This window comes from Thiothrix unzii (assembly GCF_017901175.1).
In the GTDB taxonomy this organism is placed as follows: Bacteria; Pseudomonadota; Gammaproteobacteria; order Thiotrichales; family Thiotrichaceae; genus Thiothrix; species Thiothrix unzii.
The window spans coordinates 1,862,627-1,881,451 of record NZ_CP072793.1 but is presented as its reverse complement, the minus strand read 5'-3'; the positions used below and the strand labels follow the sequence as shown (position 1 = coordinate 1,881,451).

Below are 18,825 nucleotides of genomic sequence, written 5' to 3'. Positions count from 1 at the left end.
AATCCGCGCTTTTATTCTGGAAAGCCCGGATTCTAGCGGATGGCAGCGTGTTTGTCCTGAGTCGCAGCAGGCTTGTTAAGCAGCTCAAGTTCGCGCGTTAGCTCATCGCGTTCATTTTGTGTGAGTAATTGCAGCACGTAATCGCGGTTAGCAATCGCATTTTCATGACCTTGAGCTGCTGCCCGCGATAACCAAAAAGCCGCTTTGGGTAAATCTTTAGCTGTTCCAATGCCATGCGCCATGTAAGTGCCAAGGTTGAATTGCGCTGGAATATGCCCGCGTTCTGCTGCTTTCTTGAGCCATTGGATTGCTTCGGTCGCATCTTGGGGAACGCCCTGCCCGGTAGACAACATTTGTGCCAACGCGAATTGCCCGTCGGGATACTGTTGTTCCGCCGATTGACGATACCAGTACAACGCCATTTCTAAATCTTTGGGGAAATCCACGCCTTGATCGTACATAAAACCTACGGTGTATTGCGCCGCTGGGTTATTACCTTCTGCGGCCTTGCGAATCCACTCGACCGCTTTGGTTTCATCTTGTGTGACCCCTTCGCCCAGCAAATATTTGATGCCGAGATTATACTGCGCTCCGGCTTCGCCTTGTTGGGCGGCTTTGCGATACCAGTAAATGGCTTTGTCGAGGCTTTTTTCAATGCCTTTGCCGTCTTCGTAAAGCAGGGCAAGGTTAAAGGCTGCTGCTGCATCGTTTTGCTCCGCTGCCCGCCGGAACCAGTAAACCGCTTGCGATAAGTTCAGCGGTAATGCCGTACCTTTTAAGTAACGTACCCCCAGATCGAACTGCGCATCTTTATGCCCGTTTTGTGCGGACTGGGTGAACCAATGCGTCGCTTCAGCGGCATCGGCAAAACCACTTTCAGGCGTGTCATAAATCAGTGCGAGGTTGTATTGCGCGGCAGCGTCTTTTTGCTGTGCGGCTTTTTCTAACCAGTAACGGGCTTTTTTGAAATCAGCGGGAGCTTGCAAATACAGAACGCCGAGGTTGAATTGTGCGTCAACATGCCCCTGTTGTGCCGCTTGTTCGTAAAGTTTAGCCGCTTTACTGACATCCTGCTTTACATGAACCCCATTTTCATAGAAATTGGCAAGCTCAAACAGTGCTGGCGCGTAAGCCTGATTGGCTGCTTTTTCCATCCAGATGACACCGCTTTTTAGCTCGTCTGGATTGCTCGGCTTACTTAATAGTTTGCTGGCAAGGGAAAATTGTTCAGCAGCAGCCTGAACGCTTTCCGGTTCCGTTTGGCTGGCGGTGGCAGGCATAGGTACACTGGATAGTGTGGCGTAGCTGGTGGAAAAGGGAAACGTCGTGAGTATGGCAATGGCTGCTACAGCACTAGCCGTGCGTGACAAGTTTGCGCCCTTGTACATGATTTAAGCCCCAGAAATAAAGATGAGTTGTTGTTGTTAGCACTGACTTGATTATAAATTAATAACAGGGAAAGATAAAACGGCTTTGGGGGAATAATATACAGATGCTATACCATTCGTCTGATAATTTTATAGCATGATGCAACGTGTTTGGTCTTAGGGAGTGAATATTGTGGCGGTAGAGGCGGTGGAAATTAAAGGTGAAATGTTGTTGCTCAACGTCTTGCATCTGCATTCGCCTGATACGGTGAAAATCAAGCAGGGCTTGCAATCTAAGCGTGACAGCTTGCCCCAATTGTTTGCCAATAGCCCGTTGGTATTGGACGGTGCGGCACTGGGAAACGCCTGTCGTGACTTGGATATGCAAGCGTTACGTGCGCTGGTTCTCGACCTAGGGTTTATCCCTGTTGGAATGCGGAATCTCCCTGAGGAGTGCCTGCAATCCGCTACGCAAGCGGGTTGGGCGGTGTTACGCTCGCCGCGTGCTGTGCCACCTCGTGTTGAACGTGCCACTGCCCGCGAACCCATCGCTTCACAAAACCCCAGCGTGGAAGTGGTGGATCGTCCGGTGCGTTCGGGGCAGCAAGTGTATTTCCCCGATGGTGATGTGGTGGTGTTGCAACACACCAGCGCGGGGTCGGAAATTTTAGCGGGCGGTTCTGTGCATGTGTACGGTTCCTTACGTGGGCGGGTGTTGGCGGGGATTCATGGTGATACCAGTGCACGGATTTTCTGCCAAAAACTCGAAGCGGAATTAGTCGCGATTGCGGGGAATTACCGCTTATTAGATGAAATGGATACCGACCTAAAAGGGCAGCCAGCGATGGTGTGGCTCGAAGGTGAAAAATTAAAAATTGCCCCGATGTTTTGAAGAATTTAGCATTTTTCAATCAAATATTGTGGGTTTCTGTTAATATTGCAGTGGCGTTCCAAGGCGGGTAACGCCGCTGAGCCACATAATACAAAAGGAGCACTTCTTGAGCAGGATAGTTGTAGTAACCTCTGGTAAAGGAGGGGTTGGTAAAACAACCACTAGTGCGGCATTTGCCACCGGGCTTGCCATGCGCGGCTACAAGACCGCTGTTATCGACTTCGATGTGGGTCTGCGGAATCTTGATTTGATCATGGGGTGTGAGCGGCGCGTGGTTTACGATTTCGTGAATGTGATTAACGGCGAAGCGTCGTTAAAACAGGCACTGATTCGTGATAAGCACACAGAAAATCTGTATGTTTTACCAGCTTCCCAAACACGCGATAAAGATGCTCTGACCCCCGAAGGTGTGGGTCGTATTATTGATGAATTGCGCAATGATGGCTTTGATTTTGTGGTGTGTGATTCACCCGCAGGAATCGAGCGCGGCGCACACATGGCTATGTATTTCGCCGATGATGCGGTGGTGGTGACAAACCCGGAAGTGTCTTCAGTACGCGATTCCGACCGTATTTTAGGATTGTTACAAAGCAAAACCCAAAAAGCAGAGCAGGGCGGTACAGTCCGCGAACATTTGCTGATTACCCGTTATTCACCAACGCGGGTTGAAGCGGGTGAAATGCTGGGTATGGAAGATATTCTCGAAATTCTTGCAGTGCCTTTGATCGGGGTTATTCCTGAATCACAGAGCGTTTTGCAGGCATCCAACAGCGGTAATCCAGTGATTTTGGATAAAGCCAGCGATGCAGGACAGGCTTACGATGATTTTGTACGGCGTTTCCTTGGGGAAACAGTGCCCCACCGCTTTTTAGAGGTGGAGAAAAAGGGTTTTCTCAAGCGACTGTTCGGGTGATTTATGATGGGACTATTTGAATATTTTAAGCAGGGCAAACAAAGCACTGCGAAAATCGCCAAGGAACGTCTGCAAATTGTGATTGCCCATGAGCGTTTAGACCGTAATGGCCCGGATTACTTACCCCAATTGCGCCGCGATATTATGGATGTGATCCGGCGTTATGTGCCGATTGCCGATGAACACGTTAATGTGCAATTTGAGAAAGGCTCGGATTACGACGTGTTGGAGTTAAACATTGCGTTGCCGGAGCGAGATCGGCGTAATTAATGGGTGTCATGGATAGCTCCGCGTTTCAATTAGGCGCGTTCATTGATCAACATATTGTGTTGGTCACTGCGGTGTTGATGTTTGGTTTGGGAGTGTTATTGGCGCACCTGTTTTACGCCCCAGCATTGCGCCAAACCCGCCGCGAGTTGGAGCGTTTAAACCTACAATGGCAAACCGAAGAGCAGATCAACGAAGAGCGGTTGCGCTTATTGGATGAAGCACAGGATCGTTTGCATAATACCTTTGCAGCGGTTTCACAACGTGCGTTGCGTGATAATAATACCCAGTTTTTGCAGTTAGCGCAGGAAACCATGGGGCGTTTTCACGTTGAGTCACGCGCCGATTTGGAACAACGTCAGCATTCCATTGCGCATTTGGTGCAACCGATTCAGGAAGCTTTGGTCAAGACCGAAGCGCAAATCCGTCAAATCGAGAAAGAACGCCAAGCTGCATTTGGCACACTCAGTGAACAAATTCGTGGCATGATGGGTGATCAAGCGGCATTGCGTGATGAAACCGGGCGGTTAGCCGCGGCAATGCGTCATCCGGGAACACGCGGGCAGTGGGGTGAGCTGAGTTTGCGACGCATTGCGGAATTATCCGGGATGGCGGAACATTGCGATTTTATTGAGCAAACCCAGCGCAGTAATACCGAACGCACGATTCGCCCCGACATGGTGGTACGGATGCCAGACCGCCGTGAAATGATCATTGATGCGAAAGCTCCGATGGATGCTTACCTTGATGCGGTGGGGGCGGATAGTGAGGAAAGCCGTAAACGTCATCTTCAACGTCATGCACGCCATGTTCGGGAGCATGTGCGGGTGTTGGCGGCAAAGCGTTATTGGGAACAGTTTGTGTATTCGCCCGATTTTGTGGTGTTGTTTATTCCCGGCGAACAGTTTTTAGGAGCGGCATTGGAGCAGGATAAAACCCTGTTGGAAGACGCGCTTAACGATAAAGTGATTTTGGCGACTCCTACCACGTTAATGGCGTTGTTGCGCTCGGTTGCGTTTGGTTGGAAGCAAACTGTATTGGCGGAAAATGCCACCAAAGTCAGGGATGTGGGCGAGGAGTTACACAAACGCTTGGCTATTTTTATTGAGCACATGGAACGTTTGGGGCGCAATCTGGGGGGGAGTGTTGATACCTACAACAAGGCGTTAGGTTCATTAGAACGCAGTGTGTTACCCGGTGTGCGTCGCTTGGCTGAGTTGGGAGTGTCCTCTGAGCGGAACATTTCTGAATTAGTAGCGGTCGAAGCGATACCACGTAAGCCTTACACCAAGGATGTTGAGACTGATGTTGAAACCGATTAAAACCCGTTATTACCTGACACTGTTGCAGATGTTGTTCGTCATGTTTCTGTTGGGCGCGGTGTTGCTGTTCAATAAAGACAATGTGACGCAGTTTTTCCATTCGACCCAAGCCGGACAAATGGGTTTGGTATTGAATGGTGTCATTCTGCTGATCTTCTTGTTAGGTTTGGTGCGCATGGTATTGATGTTCTTGGGCTATACCCGTGAGCAGGATATGTTGCAGCGTTTTTTGAAGCGTATTGAGGAAAATGCGCCGAACCCCAGTTACGGTTTATCCCCCAACTCGATTATTGTTGACCGTTATCAGGCGGTGCAAAGCATTGCGCGGCAACACGCCGATGTGAATCAGGCGGCGTTAGCGTCGACCTTGGCAGCGAGTCAATCCACCGAATTTACGTTGGTGCGCTTTGTGCATAACATTCTGATTTTATCGGGTGTTTTTGGCACGGTAGTGTCCTTGTCGATTGCGTTGATGGGGGCTTCGGGCTTACTGAGTTCACCGGATAATCTGCAACAAATGGGCACGATTGTGAGCGGGATGTCGAACGCGCTGAGTACCACGGTGACTGCGATTGTGTGCTATGTCTTTTTCGCTTATTTCCATTTGCGTTTGCAGGATGCTCGCACTCAATTATTGGCTAATGTCGAAAACATCACCACGCTGTACATCATGCCGCGCTTCCGTCATGTCGAAAACAGTTTGATGCACGATGTGGCGGTGCTGGTGGCGGAATTGCGCACTGCCGCTGAAACCATTAACCACATTCAAAACCGTTTCCTGCAAGCTGGTGATCGGTTGCAAGTGGCGGTGGATGATTTGCAAAGTGCCGTCGCGCACAGTGGTGATAATATCCGCGTCATTCGTGACTCGATCCGTGAAGGTTTCCGGCTTGATGAACAGCCTAAGAGGTAGGTGATGAAAGACGGTAATTTTTCATTTGCTTCTTTAATCAGCGGGCGCGATGAGTTTGAGGAAAGTTTTTGGCCGTCATTTACCGATGTGATGATGGTCATTACCATGATTTTCCTGATTGTCACGGTGGCGGTGGTTTTGACCAATACCCGCTTGCTGGATGATTTGCGTCACAGTGTCAAAGCTGAACAGTCTGCACAACAATCCGCACAAAAAGCGGCTGAAGAAGCGTTGCAAGCCTCTCGCCAAGCGCAAAAAGCCGAACAATTGGCGGAATTTCAACTCAAAGCCAATGCGAGTCTGGAAGAACAACTGGAATATTTACAACAACGCAGCAGTAGTTTGGAAATGGAATTATTGCGCAGTCGTGCTGCCGCCGAAGCGACAGCCAGTGCTGCCAGTGAACGCGATGCGTTATTGTCACGCTTAGAAGCGCAACAAAGCGAATACGGTAATACCTTAAAATTACGTGAGCAATCCATTGCCATGTTGCAAACGGAATTGAACAGTAAGAATACCGAAATTGCCGGACTCACCAGTAAAGCCGATCAAAGCGAAAAGCAATTACTGAGCTTGCAGGGTGAATACACCGAACTCGATCAAAAATACCAAAAGCTCCTCAAACCAGCTCGCTCCAGTAAAGGCAAGCAAGTGGTTGAGGTGGTGTATAGCAAGTCTGGCTACAATATCCGCAAACCCGGTGAAGCGACTCTGCGCAATATCGGGCGTGCGGCATTGGATGCTGAATTGAGTGCGTTAAAAGCGCAGCATGGCACTGAATTGTACGTCAAAGTCGTGATACCGGATAACAGCGGTTTGTCGTACAACGAAGCATGGCGATTTACCAGTGAAATGCTGGCTAAATACGACTACTACACCGCACCTTGACGTTGACGCACTGCTTCGTACAAACATACGCCGGTAGCGACCGATACGTTCAGGCTGGAAACTTGCCCCGCCATCGGAATCGAAATCAGGTAATCACACGCTTCCTCGGTTAAACGCCGGATGCCTGCACCTTCCGCGCCCATGACTAATGCCATTGGCCCTTTGAGTTCGGCTTGATAAAGGGTTTGCTTGGCTTTATCACTGGTTCCGGTTAACCAAATGCCACGACTTTTGAGGGTTTCAAGCGTGCGGGCAAGGTTAGTCACTGGCACAAACGGGATGATTTCCGCCGCACCTGAGGCGACTTTACGCACCGTCGGGGTAATGCTTGCGGCATTGTCTTTGGGGGCAATCACTGCATGGATACCCGCACCTTCTGCCGTGCGTAAACACGCCCCAAGGTTGTGCGGGTCGGTTACACCATCTAGCACTAACAAGAAAGCAGGTTCTTCCAGCCCATCGAGTAGGTCAAGAAGATCGTTTTCTGTCCATGCTTTGAGCTTGTAATACTCCGCCACGATCCCTTGATGCTTGTTGGTGCCTGCGATTTTGTCGAGCTTATCGCTCTCCATCGCTAACAGGCGCAAACCGCTGTCTTCCGCCATTTTTTCCAGCTTTTTCAAACGGTCATTACGACTGCGCTTGTCAAACCAGATTTGACCCAAATTTTCTGCGTCATTGCGCAGCGCGGTTTCGACGGCGTGAACACCGTAAATGGTTGACTTAGCCATTAGCGTTTCGTTTTCGATTGACTGGAGGATTTGGATGATTTTTTGTGGGCAGATTTTTTGCCGCTTTTGCCTTGTGGCTTGCCAGTAGCAGCCTCTTCGGTTTGCGCTAACACAAAATCAATCTTGCGTTCGTCAAGATCAACCCGCGCCACGGTAATCGCAATGCTGTCGCCCAAACGGTAAATACGCCCGGAATTTTCACCGGTTAACTGATGCCGTACCGGGTCAAAGTGGTAGTAATCACTGGTCAGTGCGGTGATGTGCACCAAGCCTTCCACGTAAATATCACTGAGTTCCACGAATAGCCCAAAGCCAGTGACTCCGGTAATAATACCAGCGAAATTTTCCCCAACGTGTTCCTGCATATATTCGCACTTCAGCCAAGCAGTCACGTTGCGCGTTGCATCATCGGCACGGCGTTCGGTCATTGAGCAATGTTCGCCCAAGTCCATCATGTCTTTAAAGCTATAGCCGAAATCTTTGGCTGTACCGCCGCGTACCACGTGACGAATCGCGCGATGCACCAATAAATCAGGGTAACGCCGAATCGGTGAGGTGAAATGCGCGTAATAGGAATGCGCCAACCCGAAATGTCCGCTGGCAGCAGGGCTATAAACCGCTTGCGACAGAGAGCGCAATAACACCGTTTGAATCATGTGACGGTCAGGACGGTCGTGCAATTCATCCATTAATTCCGCGTAATCCGCCGGATCGGGTTCGTCGCCGCCTTCCAATGCCAAACCGACACCAGAGAGGAATTGGCGTAAATCCACCAGCTTTTCCACGGTTGGGCCATCGTGTACCCGGTGTAAGGCAGGGATTTTGTGCTTGCTGAGGAATTTCGCGGCGCACACATTGGCGAGAATCATGCATTCTTCGATCAGTTTATGCGCGTCATTGCGTTCGGTGGGAACAATCGCTTCGATTTTACGATCAGCATCAAACACAATGCGGGTTTCAGCCGTTTCAAAATCAATCGCGCCGCGTTTATCACGCGCCTTACGCAACACTTTGTACAAAGCGTAGGCTTCATCCACACAGTCGAGCACTGCCGCCGGATAATCCGCACGGGTAGTCGGATTGCGCTGCACCACCATGTCGGCAACTTTGGTGTAGGTCAAGCGTGCCGCCGAATGCATAATGCCTTCTGCGAATTGATAGCTGAGTAACTTGCCGCGTGCGCCAATGCGGATTTCACACACCATGCACAAGCGGTCAACGTGCGGATTCAGTGAGCACAAACCGTTGGAGAGGATTTCCGGCAACATCGGAATGACTTTGCCGGGGAAATACACCGATGTACCACGTTCGCGTGCCTCACGATCAATCGCCATGCCGGGGCGCACGTAATGCGACACGTCCGCAATGGCTACCAACAAACGCCAGTTATTGCCTTCGCGTTCGCAATAAACTGCGTCGTCAAAGTCTTTGGAATCTTCGCCGTCAATGGTTACTAACGGTAATTGGCGTAAATCCCAACGGTTTGCAGCATCGGTTTCCGCGACATTTACGCTAAAACGGTCGGCTTCCTCACTGACTTCATCCGGCCACTCGAATGGCAGTTCATGGCTGCGCATCGCGACATTGATTTCCATGCCGGGAGCCATGTGGTCACCCAATACTTCGACAATTTTGCCGCTGGGTTGAGCGCGTTTGGACGGCTGTTCCACGATGCTGGCAACCACGATCTGCCCATGCACTGCGCCACCGGCAGCATCACTTGGAATCAAAATATCTTGGTTTAAGCGGGCATTGTCCGGTGCAACAAAACCAATGCCACCTTCCACAAAATAACGCCCGACCACTTGTACTGTGCCGCGTTCTAAGACTTCAACCAACGCACCTTCACGCCGCCCTTTGGGGTCAAGCCCGCGTACACTCACTAACGCACGGTCGCCGTGCATTAACGTGCGCATTTGTTTAGCGTGTAAAAATAAATCAGAACTACCATCGTCCGGTTTCAGGAAACCAAACCCGTCGGCGTGCCCGATAACGCGCCCTGCGATTAAATCGGTGCGGGCAATGGGAACGTACTGACGACGGCGGTTGTAAAGTAATTGCCCATCCCGTTCCATCGCACGTAAGCGTTTTTTGAGGGCATCAAGATCCATCTCCTCATGGAGATGCAGGGCATTTGCCAGCGTCATAAAGTCTAGCGGTTGCCCCTGTTCACCCAGCAATTGCAAAATCACTTCGCGGCTGGGAATCGGGTTATCATATTTCTCAGCTTCGCGCTGGTGATGTGGGTCTTTAAACTTCAAGGAACCTTCCTTTTGTAGTGTTTGCTTTCATGAGGCGAAGCATATCAAAAAAATCCACACAAAAGGCATTTATGTGTTTGACAAGATCGCGTCGGCTCTATATATTTCGCCTCTCACAACGCGGTGACGCTGAGTGAACGTGCCGAAATGGCGGAATTGGTAGACGCGCTAGTTTCAGGTATTAGTGGGGCAACCCGTGGAGGTTCGAGTCCTCTTTTCGGCACCAACCTTATTTAAGTTCTGACTACTACAGAACAACATTGAAACCAGCCAAGTGCTGGTTTTTTTGTGCCTGAACGAACCGAAACACCGATTTAAAGTCAAACAGCTAACCAACAACGCTATAAGGAGCTGTCTATGTCATTTTTTCGTCTTGGGGGCTTCGCCCTGTTTTCTAGTGTGTTATTGAGCGGGTGTGTACCTCCCAATATGGTTAATGGCGGTTTAGTGAATCCTTGGGTTTCACCGTATCCCGCACCAGCACCCGCGCCTGTACCCGCACCCGTTTCCTACGTTGATGTGTATAAATACCAAGGTTCGCGCCAATGTGAAGGCGGTGGTGTGCCATTGGCAGAAATGCAGCGTCAATTACAATCCATGCGGATTCCGGTGGTAAGCAGTGCCTGCGGTATGGATGGGCGCATGTATCCGGCAGTTTGTGGTTCTTCCGATGGTAAAATCAATATCCTGAGCATTCCCAGCGATGCGGTGCAAGCCGCAATGAGCCAAGGATTTTTCTTATTAAATGATTTACCGGGAGCGCAACGTACCAATTGTTCGGCAGGTGGCGTGAATAATAACAACACGACCAGTAGCAGTGTTACCACGCACCCGTATACGCCGTATACCGGTGGTAATAACACCTCTTACTATTCTTACCAATAGGCGCGATTGCACAGTACTGATGGCAAACTTTAATACTCATATTACGGTTGCAGCGGCAGGCGCGGGTTTGCTGTCGGTATTGTGTCTGCAAGTCGGTTTGGTGGCTCCGCGTGAAGCCTTGATTCTGGCTTTGATGGGAACCATCGGCGGAATCTTGCCCGATGTGGATTTGGAGCACGCTTACCCTAGCCGCATTATGTTTGCGCTCTTTGGCATTATCGCGGCGTTCTTGGTGATTTTTTCGGTTGAGAACGACTTGGCGATTGTGGAACTGTGGCTGATTGGCTTAATAACGTTTGCGTTGATACGCTGGCCGATTTGGATGATATTCCATCAATATACTCACCATCGCGGGTCAATTCATTCGGTCGTAGCAGGGGCGTTGTTTATGTTTTTAACCGTGATTTTTAGCCATCATGTTATGGGTAAAAATCCGTTTATTTCATGGCTTAATGGTTTTTTTATATTTAGCGGCTTTATTTTGCATTTAGTGCTGGATGAGTTGTATAGCGTCGACTTTATGAACAGCCGGATTAAGCGTTCTTTCGGTACGGCTTTAAAGTTTTGGGATACTAAAAACCGTCCGAAAGCGACCGCATTACTGTGTCTTACGTTGGTAGTGTGGGCGATTACGCCGGAATCCGCTGCATTTTGGGATACTTTACTTAGCAAGCAAACCTACCAAATTATTAATGCGCGGATGTTTCCGTAAGCATTTAAAACGGCATGAACGATTTAAACGCCTTCATAAACGGGTTCATGGTAGCAGCAGCTTCACCCATTGGCGCGGCAGCTTGTGCCAGCGTCCCTACTTTTTGGTTCATTTGCGCAACATTGCCGCTCATATAACCCACGTTATTGTTCATGTAATACATGGATTCATTCATCGCCTGAATGTTTTGCGTCATGTTCTGGGTATCACTCGCCATTGCACCCATGTGACCATTCATGGTGCTGATATTGCCGGACATGGATGTCATTGAGTTTTGCATATTGGTTAAGACGTAGAGCATATAACCGCCCGCCAACATGCCCGCTGCGACCAATGAAAGTAATAGACCGCGCTTTTTCTGTTTGAGGTTTGCCAGTGCTAAATGCTGTTGCTGAATCGCGTGCATTTTCACTTCAAGTTGCTGTTCGCGCTCGTTGAATTCGTGGTGTAAGCGTTTAAACGCGACTTCAAGACGTTCGGAAATGCCATCGTGAGCAATGGTTTTTACGCTAGGTTTTGTCCATGTTGCTGGCAGTAAGCGCGTGAGTAAGCTCGGTGATTGGGGGGCGACGACAGCCAGTTTTTTGGTGGATTTTTTGCGGCTGGGTTTGAGTGCTACTTGCTGACGTTTTACTACGCGCAAGGCTTTACCACTGGCTTCAATTTGGGCAGTAACATTATCAGGAATAGCATTGCCAAACACATCAATGCCTACGTCGATGGTTTTGGTGGTGGTTGGTTTAGGTTTGAACAGGTTTTTTGGTGTTTTCAATGTCTTTATCATGTGTTCCCTCGACCCCTTGTGATGCGCGAAGTGTGTGGCGAAAATCACACACTTCGGTAAGTTTATAAGGAAAAGCTAATATTGACAAGCTTGAATTTACAGCTACTTACGGAATTTACCGAAGGCAGCCGCGAGTGCATCACCCATCGCGGAATTAGCAGCGGGTGGAGCGGCTTTAGCTGGCTTTTTCGGGTTATTGAACTGCCCGCGTGCTTGTTGCGGCTCTGATGGCGGCTTGGGTGTTTGACGTTCTGTGCGTGCTGCTGGCTTTTGGGCTGGAGCTTTTTGCCCATCATCCTCCAGACGCATGGTGAGGGAAATGCGTTTGCGTTGCACATCGACTTCTTCCACACGCACTTTGACAATATCGCCGGTACGCACCACTTCACGCGGGTCTTTGATGAATTTGCTGGTGATTTGGGAAATATGCACCAAGCCATCCTGATGCACACCAATGTCAACGAAGGCACCAAAATTTGCCACATTCGTGACTACACCTTCGAGGATCATGCCCGCTTGTAAGTCGCTGATAGCGTTTACCCCTTCGCGGAAGGTGGCGGTAACGAGTTCAGGGCGCGGGTCACGTCCTGGTTTTTCGAGTTCCGCCAAAATATCGCGAATCGTCGGCAAACCGAATTGTTCGGTGACGTAATCACTGGGTTTGAGGCTGTGAATAAAGCTGCTATTGCCGATTAATTCCACTAACGGTTGGCGATTAACGGCAGCGATTTGTTCGACTAAAGTGTAGGTTTCCGGGTGGACAGCAGACGCATCCAGTGGGTGTTCGCCGTCACGAATGCGCAAGAAACCAGCGGCTTGTTCAAAGGTTTTTGCCCCTAAACGCGATACTTTTTTCAACTGATTACGATTGCGGAATGGTCCATTATCATCGCGGAAGGCTACGATATTGTCGGCAATGCCTTGATTCAAACCAGAAACCCGTGCCAGTAATGCGGCTGAAGCCATATTGACATCGACACCCACGGCGTTAACGCAGTCTTCCACTACCGCATCCAGTGAACGCGCCAGTTCAGGTTGATTAACATCGTGCTGGTATTGACCAACCCCGATGGATTTAGGGTCAATTTTAACCAGTTCGGCTAACGGGTCTTGCAAGCGACGGGCAATGGATACCGCCCCACGAATCGACACATCCAGCAGTGGGAATTCTTTCGCCGCCAATTCGGATGCGGAATACACTGACGCTCCGGCTTCTGATACCACGATTTTAGCGAGTTTGAGTTCCGGGTGACGTTTGATTAAATCGCTGGCTAACTGGTCAGTTTCGCGTGAAGCCGTGCCGTTACCGATGCTGATTAACCCTACTTGGTATTTGCTGCATAACTCAGCTAATACTGCGATGGATTGTTCCCATTGTTTTTTGGGAACGTGCGGGTAAATGGTGGCGAAATCCAGCAATTTACCGGTGGCATCAACGATGGCTACTTTGACACCGGTGCGTAAGCCGGGGTCTAAACCTAAGGTGGTACGTGCGCCCGCAGGTGCGGCGAGTAATAAATCTTTGAGGTTAGCAGCAAACACGCGGATGGCTTCAGCTTCAGCCGTTTCGCGTAAGCGTAAGTTCAAATCGGTGCTAAGACGGCTGTGTAATTTGACCTTCCATGCCCAGCGCACGCAGTCCAATAACCAGCGATCCGCCGCACGCCCTTGATCACGAATATTGAAAGCAGTAGCAATCGCGTCTTCGCAAGGGTGGCTCATGCCGTCGGCGACACTGACATCGAGTTTTAAGTCGAGAATGCCTTCATTGCGCCCACGAAACAGTGCCAGTGCGCGGTGTGAAGGGATTTTGTGGAGTGCTTCGCTGTAGTCAAAATAGTCGGCAAATTTTTGTCCTTCTTGGGTTTTGCCTTCAATCACACTGGAGGCTAAATGCCCGTGTTCCCACAAGTATTCGCGCAACCGCCCGGATAATTCAGCATTTTCAGCGAAATCTTCCATTAAAATTTGCCGCGCACCGTCTAACACCGCTTTGTTGTCGGTAAATTCCATCGCAGGGTTGAGGTAGTTAGCAGCTTCGCTTTCCGGGTTGAGTTGCGGATTAGTCAGTAACGCTTGTGCCAGTGGCTCGATTCCGGCTTCGCGTGCAATCTGCGCTTTGGTGCGGCGTTTAGGCTTGTAGGGCAGGTAAATGTCTTCGAGTTCGGTGCGCGTATTCAACGCGAGAATTTGCTGTTCCAGTTCCGGGGTTAATTTACCTTGTTCGCGGATGCTGTGCAGCACGGTTTCGCGGCGTTTTTCCAACTCGCGTAAGCTGCTCAGGCGGGTTTCAAGGTAACGTAATTGGGTGTCATCCAGCCCGCCGGTTTTTTCTTTGCGGTAACGCGCAATAAACGGGACGGTAGCACCTTCGTCTAATAGTTCGACAGTCGCCGCGACTTGTTTTTCATTCACTGCTAATTCGGTGGCGATTCGGGTCAGGATACTTTGCATACAGAACTCATTAAAAACGAAAGCCTCTGGTTAGCTCATGCAAATCCAGAGGCTTCGTCAGATTGAACACAGTTTAAATCAACGTTACGCAACGCGCCCCGTAATGAGTGTGAGGCGGTTACGAGCATACATATAGTACATCAGAGGAATCAGTACCAGCGTTAACACGGTGGAAACCAGAATTCCAAAGATTAGCGAGACGGCTAATCCACCAAAGATGGGGTCATCAATGATGAAAAACGCACCAACCATTGCGGCTAAAGCGGTGAGTGCAATCGGTTTAGCCCGTACCGCACTGGAATTAATCACCGCTTGTTTCAATGGCATACCGCCGCGTACCTGTTCGTTGATGAAGTCCACCAGCAAAATGGAGTTACGCACGATAATCCCCGCCAGCGCAATCATACCGATCATTGAAGTCGCGGTAAATTGTGCGCCGAGTAAGGCATGACCGGGCATAACACCGATGATGGTCAACGGAATCGGCGACATTATTACCAACGGAACCATATACGACCTGAATTGTGCCACGATCAGCAAGAAAATAAGGATCATACCCACGCCGTAAGCAATCCCCATGTCGCGGAAGGTTTCGTAAGTGACTTGCCATTCACCGTCCCATTTGATGCCGTACAAATACGGGTCATCTGGCTGTGCAATGAAATGCTGGTTAATCGGATTATCGTAAACCGACAGTTCTTTAACGCTGCTAAAGATGCTGAACATACCGTACAACGGGCTATCGGTATTACCTGCCATATCACCCATCACATACACTACCGGCAGTAAGTCTTTGTGATAAATGGAATGTTCGCGGGTGGTTTGTTGCACGCTTACCAGCTCTGACATCGGTACGAGTTCCCCGGATTGGCTGCGTACTCGCAACGCTAATACCGAATCCATTTTGTCTTTGAGAGCGACCGGGAATTCAACCCGGATTGGTACAGCGTATTTAATGCCCTGACCGTGTAAAAACACCACATCTTCGCCATGCAGCACGGTATCAATTGCCGAAGTAATTGCGTCTTGCGAAACCCCCATGAGGGCGGCTTTACTGCGATCCACTTGCACCACGAGGCGTTTTTGCGGGGCTTCCACGCTGTCGTCAATGTCCACAATGTCAGCAGTTTTTTCAAAAGTGCTGCGAATTTGTTTGGCAACCGCAATTTGACCGGGGTAATCCAAACCGTAAACTTCCGCCACAATCGGTGACATTACCGGCGGCCCCGGCGGAACTTCCACCACTTTTACGTTGGCTTGGTATTTTTGCGCAATGGTTTGCAACACCGGGCGTACTGCCAAAGCGATTTGATGGCTTTGACGTTCGCGCCCGTGGGAGTCGGTCAGGTTGACTTGAATATCACCGACGTTAGCACCTTCCCGCAAATAATATTGGCGCACCAAACCGTTGAAGTTAATCGGCGCGGCAGTTCCGGCGTAAATTTGATAATCGGTAACTTCATCCACTTGTTTCAAAGCTGCTGACATCTCATTGAGAACGCGGGAAGTTTGCTCTAGAGATGTGCCTTCCGGCATGTCCAAAATCACCTGAAACTCCGATTTATTGTCAAACGGCAGCATTTTTAACACCACCAGCTTAAACACCGCTAACGACGCAGACAGCACGATCAATAAGGTAATCACCGCGAACAGGATATTACGGCGTTTACTGCCTTTTTGATCATCAAGGAAGGGCGACATAATCCGACTGAAAAACCCAAACAGCTTGTTCGGTTCGTTGGCATCATGGTGGTGGAAATTAACGTTACTGAGCATTTTACCCGTCATCCACGGGGTCACAATGTACGCAACTGCTAAGGAAATCAGCATCCCCATGCTGGCATTAATCGGAATAGGGGACATATACGGCCCCATTAGCCCCGACACAAACGCCATTGGCAACAATGCGGCAATCACTGTAAACGTCGCCAAGATGGTAGGCCCGCCGACTTCATCGACAGCGACGGGGATGACTTCGAGTAATTTTTTACCGCCTTGTTGCATATGGCGATGAATGTTTTCCACTACCACAATGGCATCATCGACCAAAATACCGATGGAGAAAATCAACGCAAACAATGACACCCGATTCAGGGTAAAGCCGTATGCCCAAGATGCAAACAGTGTTACCGCCAAGGTAATAACCACTGCCGCGCCGACAATTAACGCTTCCCGCCAACCCAATGCCAACCAAATTAATAAGGCAACCGCAATGGTTTCAATGATCAGTTTGTGAATCAGCTTTTCTGACTTGGCTTGTGCGGTTTCGCCGTAATTGCGCGTCACCGTGACATTCACGCCTTCAGGAACGAACGTGCCTTTGAGTTTTTCAAAGCGGTCAATCACATTATTGGCAATGTCGACCGCATTTGTGCCCGGTTGCTTAGCAACAGCAACAGTAACAGCGGGGGCGTGAATGCCGTTGGGTAAGCCTTTATGATCGGCGGCGACTCCTGTGCCGAAACTGACATAAGCACTGGGAGTATCCGAGGTGCGTTTTACTTCCGCGACATCGCTGAGGAACACCGGCTTACCATTGAAAACCCCGACCATTAACTCACTGACTTCGGCGGCATCCATTAAGAATGTGCCTGCCTGTACTTGAATTTCCTCGTTATTATTCACCAAGGAAACCGCATCACGGGCTGAATTGCTGGCCTGCAACGCACGCCGTAAATCCGCAATATCAATGCCGTGACCAGCTAATTTATCCGCATCCAAGAGGACGTGTACCACTTGTTGAGGGCCGCCAATGGTGTAAATATCACGCGAACCGGGGACGCGCTTTAGCTCCGCCTCCACCGCATGAGCGACTTGATTCAGCTCGTAAGCCCCGTATTTCGGGTCTTCCGTCCACAAGGTTAAAGCCACAATCGGCACATCATCAATGCCTTTGGGTTTTATTAAAGGTGTGCCTACGCCGAGATTTTGCGGCAACCAGTCTTGGTTCGAGGCAATTTTATTGTAAAGGCGTACCAGCGCGGCAGTGCGATCTTCGCCCACCTTGTATTGCACCGTGAGTACCGACATACCGGGCATTGATGTGGAATAAATATGCTCCAAGCCCTCAATTTCAGACAGTACCTGTTCGGCAGGCGTACTCACCAAACTTTCAACCTGTTCCGCGCTCGCACCGGGGAAAGGCACGAATACATTGGCAAAGGTAACGTTGATTTGCGGGTCTTCCTCACGCGGTGTCACCATCACCGCGAACATCCCCAGCAGCAACCCCACTAATGCGAGTAAAGGGGTGATTTCCGTTATCAGAAATTTCTTGGCAATCGCCCCAGAAATCCCCAGTTTTGGTTCACTCATGGCTGACTCCGGCGGCTTGCTTTAGGGAAATCGCGGCTTGTACCGGGTCTAATGCGACTTTTTCACCAGCATCCAAACCGGCTAAAACGCTGATGCTGTTATCATCCAATTTTCTCCCTAAACGGATTTGGCGTAACGCGGGCTTGCCTTGTTCGTCAACCACGTATACCCCAATCACCTCGCTGCGCACCACTACCGCACTTTCCGGCACGCTGACGATGCTTTGTTGTGCGCCAGTTACAAAGCCGACTTTCACAAACATACCGGGGAACAGGTCAGGTGTACTGTCGGCTAACTCAATGCGCACTTTAAACGTATTGGTTTTGGGATCGGCGTAAGGAAAGAAGGTTAAGTTTTTGACTGATAACGGTTTATTTGAGCCATTCTGCAACACGATAGCGGTTTTTTCCTTGCGAATCGGCACAATCAAGCGTTGTGGCACATCCACTACGACACGTAATTGATCCAGGGAAATCCCGCTCATAATGGGTGTGCCGGGGTTGACGGTTTCGCCTAATTCCACGTGGCGTTGGGTCACAATGCCACCGTAAGGCGCAATCAAGGTGGTATAGCCCAGTTGTTCCCCGGCTTGCGTGGTCTGCGCTTTGGAGGCATCTAAACGCGCTTCAGCCGCTTTCAGTCCAGCCGCCGCCGCATCGTATTCGGCTTTGGGAATCAAACGTTTGGCATAAATTTCGCTGATTCGCTTGAAGTCGGCTTGCGCTTCCACGTAACGTGCTTGGGCTTCATCCAACGACGCTTGCGCTTGTTGCACACCTGCTTGCTGGTTTTTGGACTTAATCCGGGCGATGACTTTGCCTTGTTCCACAAAATCATCCACATCGTAATACAGCTTTTCAATCACCCCACTGGTTTGCGCCGACATGGTGCTTTTATTAACGGCTTCCACATGCCCATCCAAGTACTGCATATCCGGTGATGTGACGGCGTTGACTGGTGCGGTGGCTAATGTTGCCGCAGTGGTTTGAGTTTGCGTGACAGGCACGGATTCTTGCTCACCGCAAGCCGCTAACAACGACAATCCGACGACCAGTAACCATTGTGGTAATACTTTCATGGCATACTTACCCTGATTCAACATAAAATTTAACAGACATCTG

General features: G+C 49.9%; 15 protein-coding genes and 1 tRNA gene. 9 read left to right on the top strand and 7 right to left on the bottom strand.

Annotation, left to right across the window (positions count from 1 at the left end; translation table 11 throughout):
- Positions 1 to 32 precede the first annotated feature (32 nt).
- Entirely contained in the window at positions 33 to 1,388 is a 1,356-nt protein-coding gene (locus J9260_RS09390) for a tetratricopeptide repeat protein (RefSeq protein WP_210217537.1), read from the bottom strand.
- A 163-nt stretch (positions 1,389 to 1,551) separates the two neighbouring features.
- Between J9260_RS09390 and minC the strand changes: the two genes are divergently transcribed.
- The 6 genes from minC to J9260_RS09360 all read left to right on the top strand — a co-directional run bounded on the left by minC (position 1,552) and on the right by J9260_RS09360 (position 6,562).
- Positions 1,552 to 2,259 carry a septum site-determining protein MinC gene (gene minC, locus J9260_RS09385; RefSeq protein ID WP_246499370.1) on the top strand — a complete coding sequence of 236 codons (708 nt, stop codon included), beginning with the start codon at positions 1,552 to 1,554 and terminating at the stop codon, positions 2,257 to 2,259.
- Between the two features lie 106 nt (positions 2,260 to 2,365).
- The gene (gene minD, locus J9260_RS09380; RefSeq protein WP_210217536.1) at positions 2,366 to 3,172 is read left to right on the top strand and encodes a septum site-determining protein MinD; all 807 of its coding nucleotides are present in this window, start codon (positions 2,366 to 2,368) and stop codon (positions 3,170 to 3,172) included.
- 3 nt (positions 3,173 to 3,175) lie between these two features.
- On the top strand, positions 3,176 to 3,442 hold the full coding sequence (gene minE, locus J9260_RS09375) for a cell division topological specificity factor MinE (protein ID WP_343231182.1): 267 nt from the start codon (positions 3,176 to 3,178) through the stop codon (positions 3,440 to 3,442).
- The gene (locus tag J9260_RS09370; RefSeq protein WP_246499369.1) at positions 3,442 to 4,761 is read left to right on the top strand and encodes a DNA recombination protein RmuC; all 1,320 of its coding nucleotides are present in this window, start codon (positions 3,442 to 3,444) and stop codon (positions 4,759 to 4,761) included. The genes minE and J9260_RS09370 overlap by 1 nt, the downstream gene beginning before the upstream one ends.
- Complete coding sequence (locus J9260_RS09365) at positions 4,745 to 5,674, top strand: MotA/TolQ/ExbB proton channel family protein (RefSeq protein ID WP_210217535.1); 930 nt, start codon at positions 4,745 to 4,747, stop codon at positions 5,672 to 5,674. The genes J9260_RS09370 and J9260_RS09365 overlap by 17 nt, the downstream gene beginning before the upstream one ends.
- A 3-nt stretch (positions 5,675 to 5,677) precedes the next feature.
- The gene (locus J9260_RS09360) at positions 5,678 to 6,562 is read left to right on the top strand and encodes a hypothetical protein (protein WP_210217534.1); all 885 of its coding nucleotides are present in this window, start codon (positions 5,678 to 5,680) and stop codon (positions 6,560 to 6,562) included.
- Here the strand turns inward: J9260_RS09360 and rlmB are convergent.
- Complete coding sequence (gene rlmB, locus J9260_RS09355) at positions 6,547 to 7,293, bottom strand: 23S rRNA (guanosine(2251)-2'-O)-methyltransferase RlmB (RefSeq protein WP_210217533.1); 747 nt, start codon at positions 7,291 to 7,293, stop codon at positions 6,547 to 6,549. The genes J9260_RS09360 and rlmB overlap by 16 nt on opposite strands.
- Complete coding sequence (gene rnr / locus J9260_RS09350) at positions 7,293 to 9,554, bottom strand: ribonuclease R (protein ID WP_210217532.1); 2,262 nt, start codon at positions 9,552 to 9,554, stop codon at positions 7,293 to 7,295. The genes rlmB and rnr overlap by 1 nt, the downstream gene beginning before the upstream one ends.
- Before the next feature lie 141 nt (positions 9,555 to 9,695).
- Here rnr and J9260_RS09345 point away from each other — a divergent pair.
- From J9260_RS09345 to J9260_RS09335, 3 genes are all read left to right on the top strand, one after another.
- Positions 9,696 to 9,780 (top strand) — tRNA-Leu (locus J9260_RS09345).
- Positions 9,781 to 9,911: 131 nt separating this feature from the next.
- On the top strand, positions 9,912 to 10,439 hold the full coding sequence (locus J9260_RS09340; protein ID WP_210217531.1) for a hypothetical protein: 528 nt from the start codon (positions 9,912 to 9,914) through the stop codon (positions 10,437 to 10,439).
- Between the two features lie 19 nt (positions 10,440 to 10,458).
- On the top strand, positions 10,459 to 11,151 hold the full coding sequence (locus J9260_RS09335; protein ID WP_210217530.1) for a metal-dependent hydrolase: 693 nt from the start codon (positions 10,459 to 10,461) through the stop codon (positions 11,149 to 11,151).
- 4 nt (positions 11,152 to 11,155) lie between these two features.
- Here the strand turns inward: J9260_RS09335 and J9260_RS09330 are convergent, their stop codons facing one another.
- The 4 genes from J9260_RS09330 to J9260_RS09315 all read right to left on the bottom strand — a co-directional run bounded on the left by J9260_RS09330 (position 11,156) and on the right by J9260_RS09315 (position 18,782).
- Positions 11,156 to 11,935 (bottom strand): hypothetical protein, encoded by a 780-nt coding sequence (locus J9260_RS09330; RefSeq protein ID WP_210217529.1) that lies wholly within the window; start codon positions 11,933 to 11,935, stop codon positions 11,156 to 11,158.
- Between the two features lie 102 nt (positions 11,936 to 12,037).
- Positions 12,038 to 14,389, bottom strand: coding sequence for a Tex family protein (locus tag J9260_RS09325; RefSeq protein WP_210217528.1), 2,352 nt, complete (start codon positions 14,387 to 14,389; stop codon positions 12,038 to 12,040).
- Positions 14,390 to 14,473: 84 nt separating this feature from the next.
- Complete coding sequence (locus tag J9260_RS09320) at positions 14,474 to 17,704, bottom strand: efflux RND transporter permease subunit (protein WP_210217527.1); 3,231 nt, start codon at positions 17,702 to 17,704, stop codon at positions 14,474 to 14,476.
- Complete coding sequence (locus J9260_RS09315) at positions 17,697 to 18,782, bottom strand: efflux RND transporter periplasmic adaptor subunit (protein ID WP_210217526.1); 1,086 nt, start codon at positions 18,780 to 18,782, stop codon at positions 17,697 to 17,699. Before J9260_RS09315 ends, J9260_RS09320 begins: the two co-directional genes overlap by 8 nt.
- Between the last annotated feature and the right edge of the window lie 43 nt (positions 18,783 to 18,825).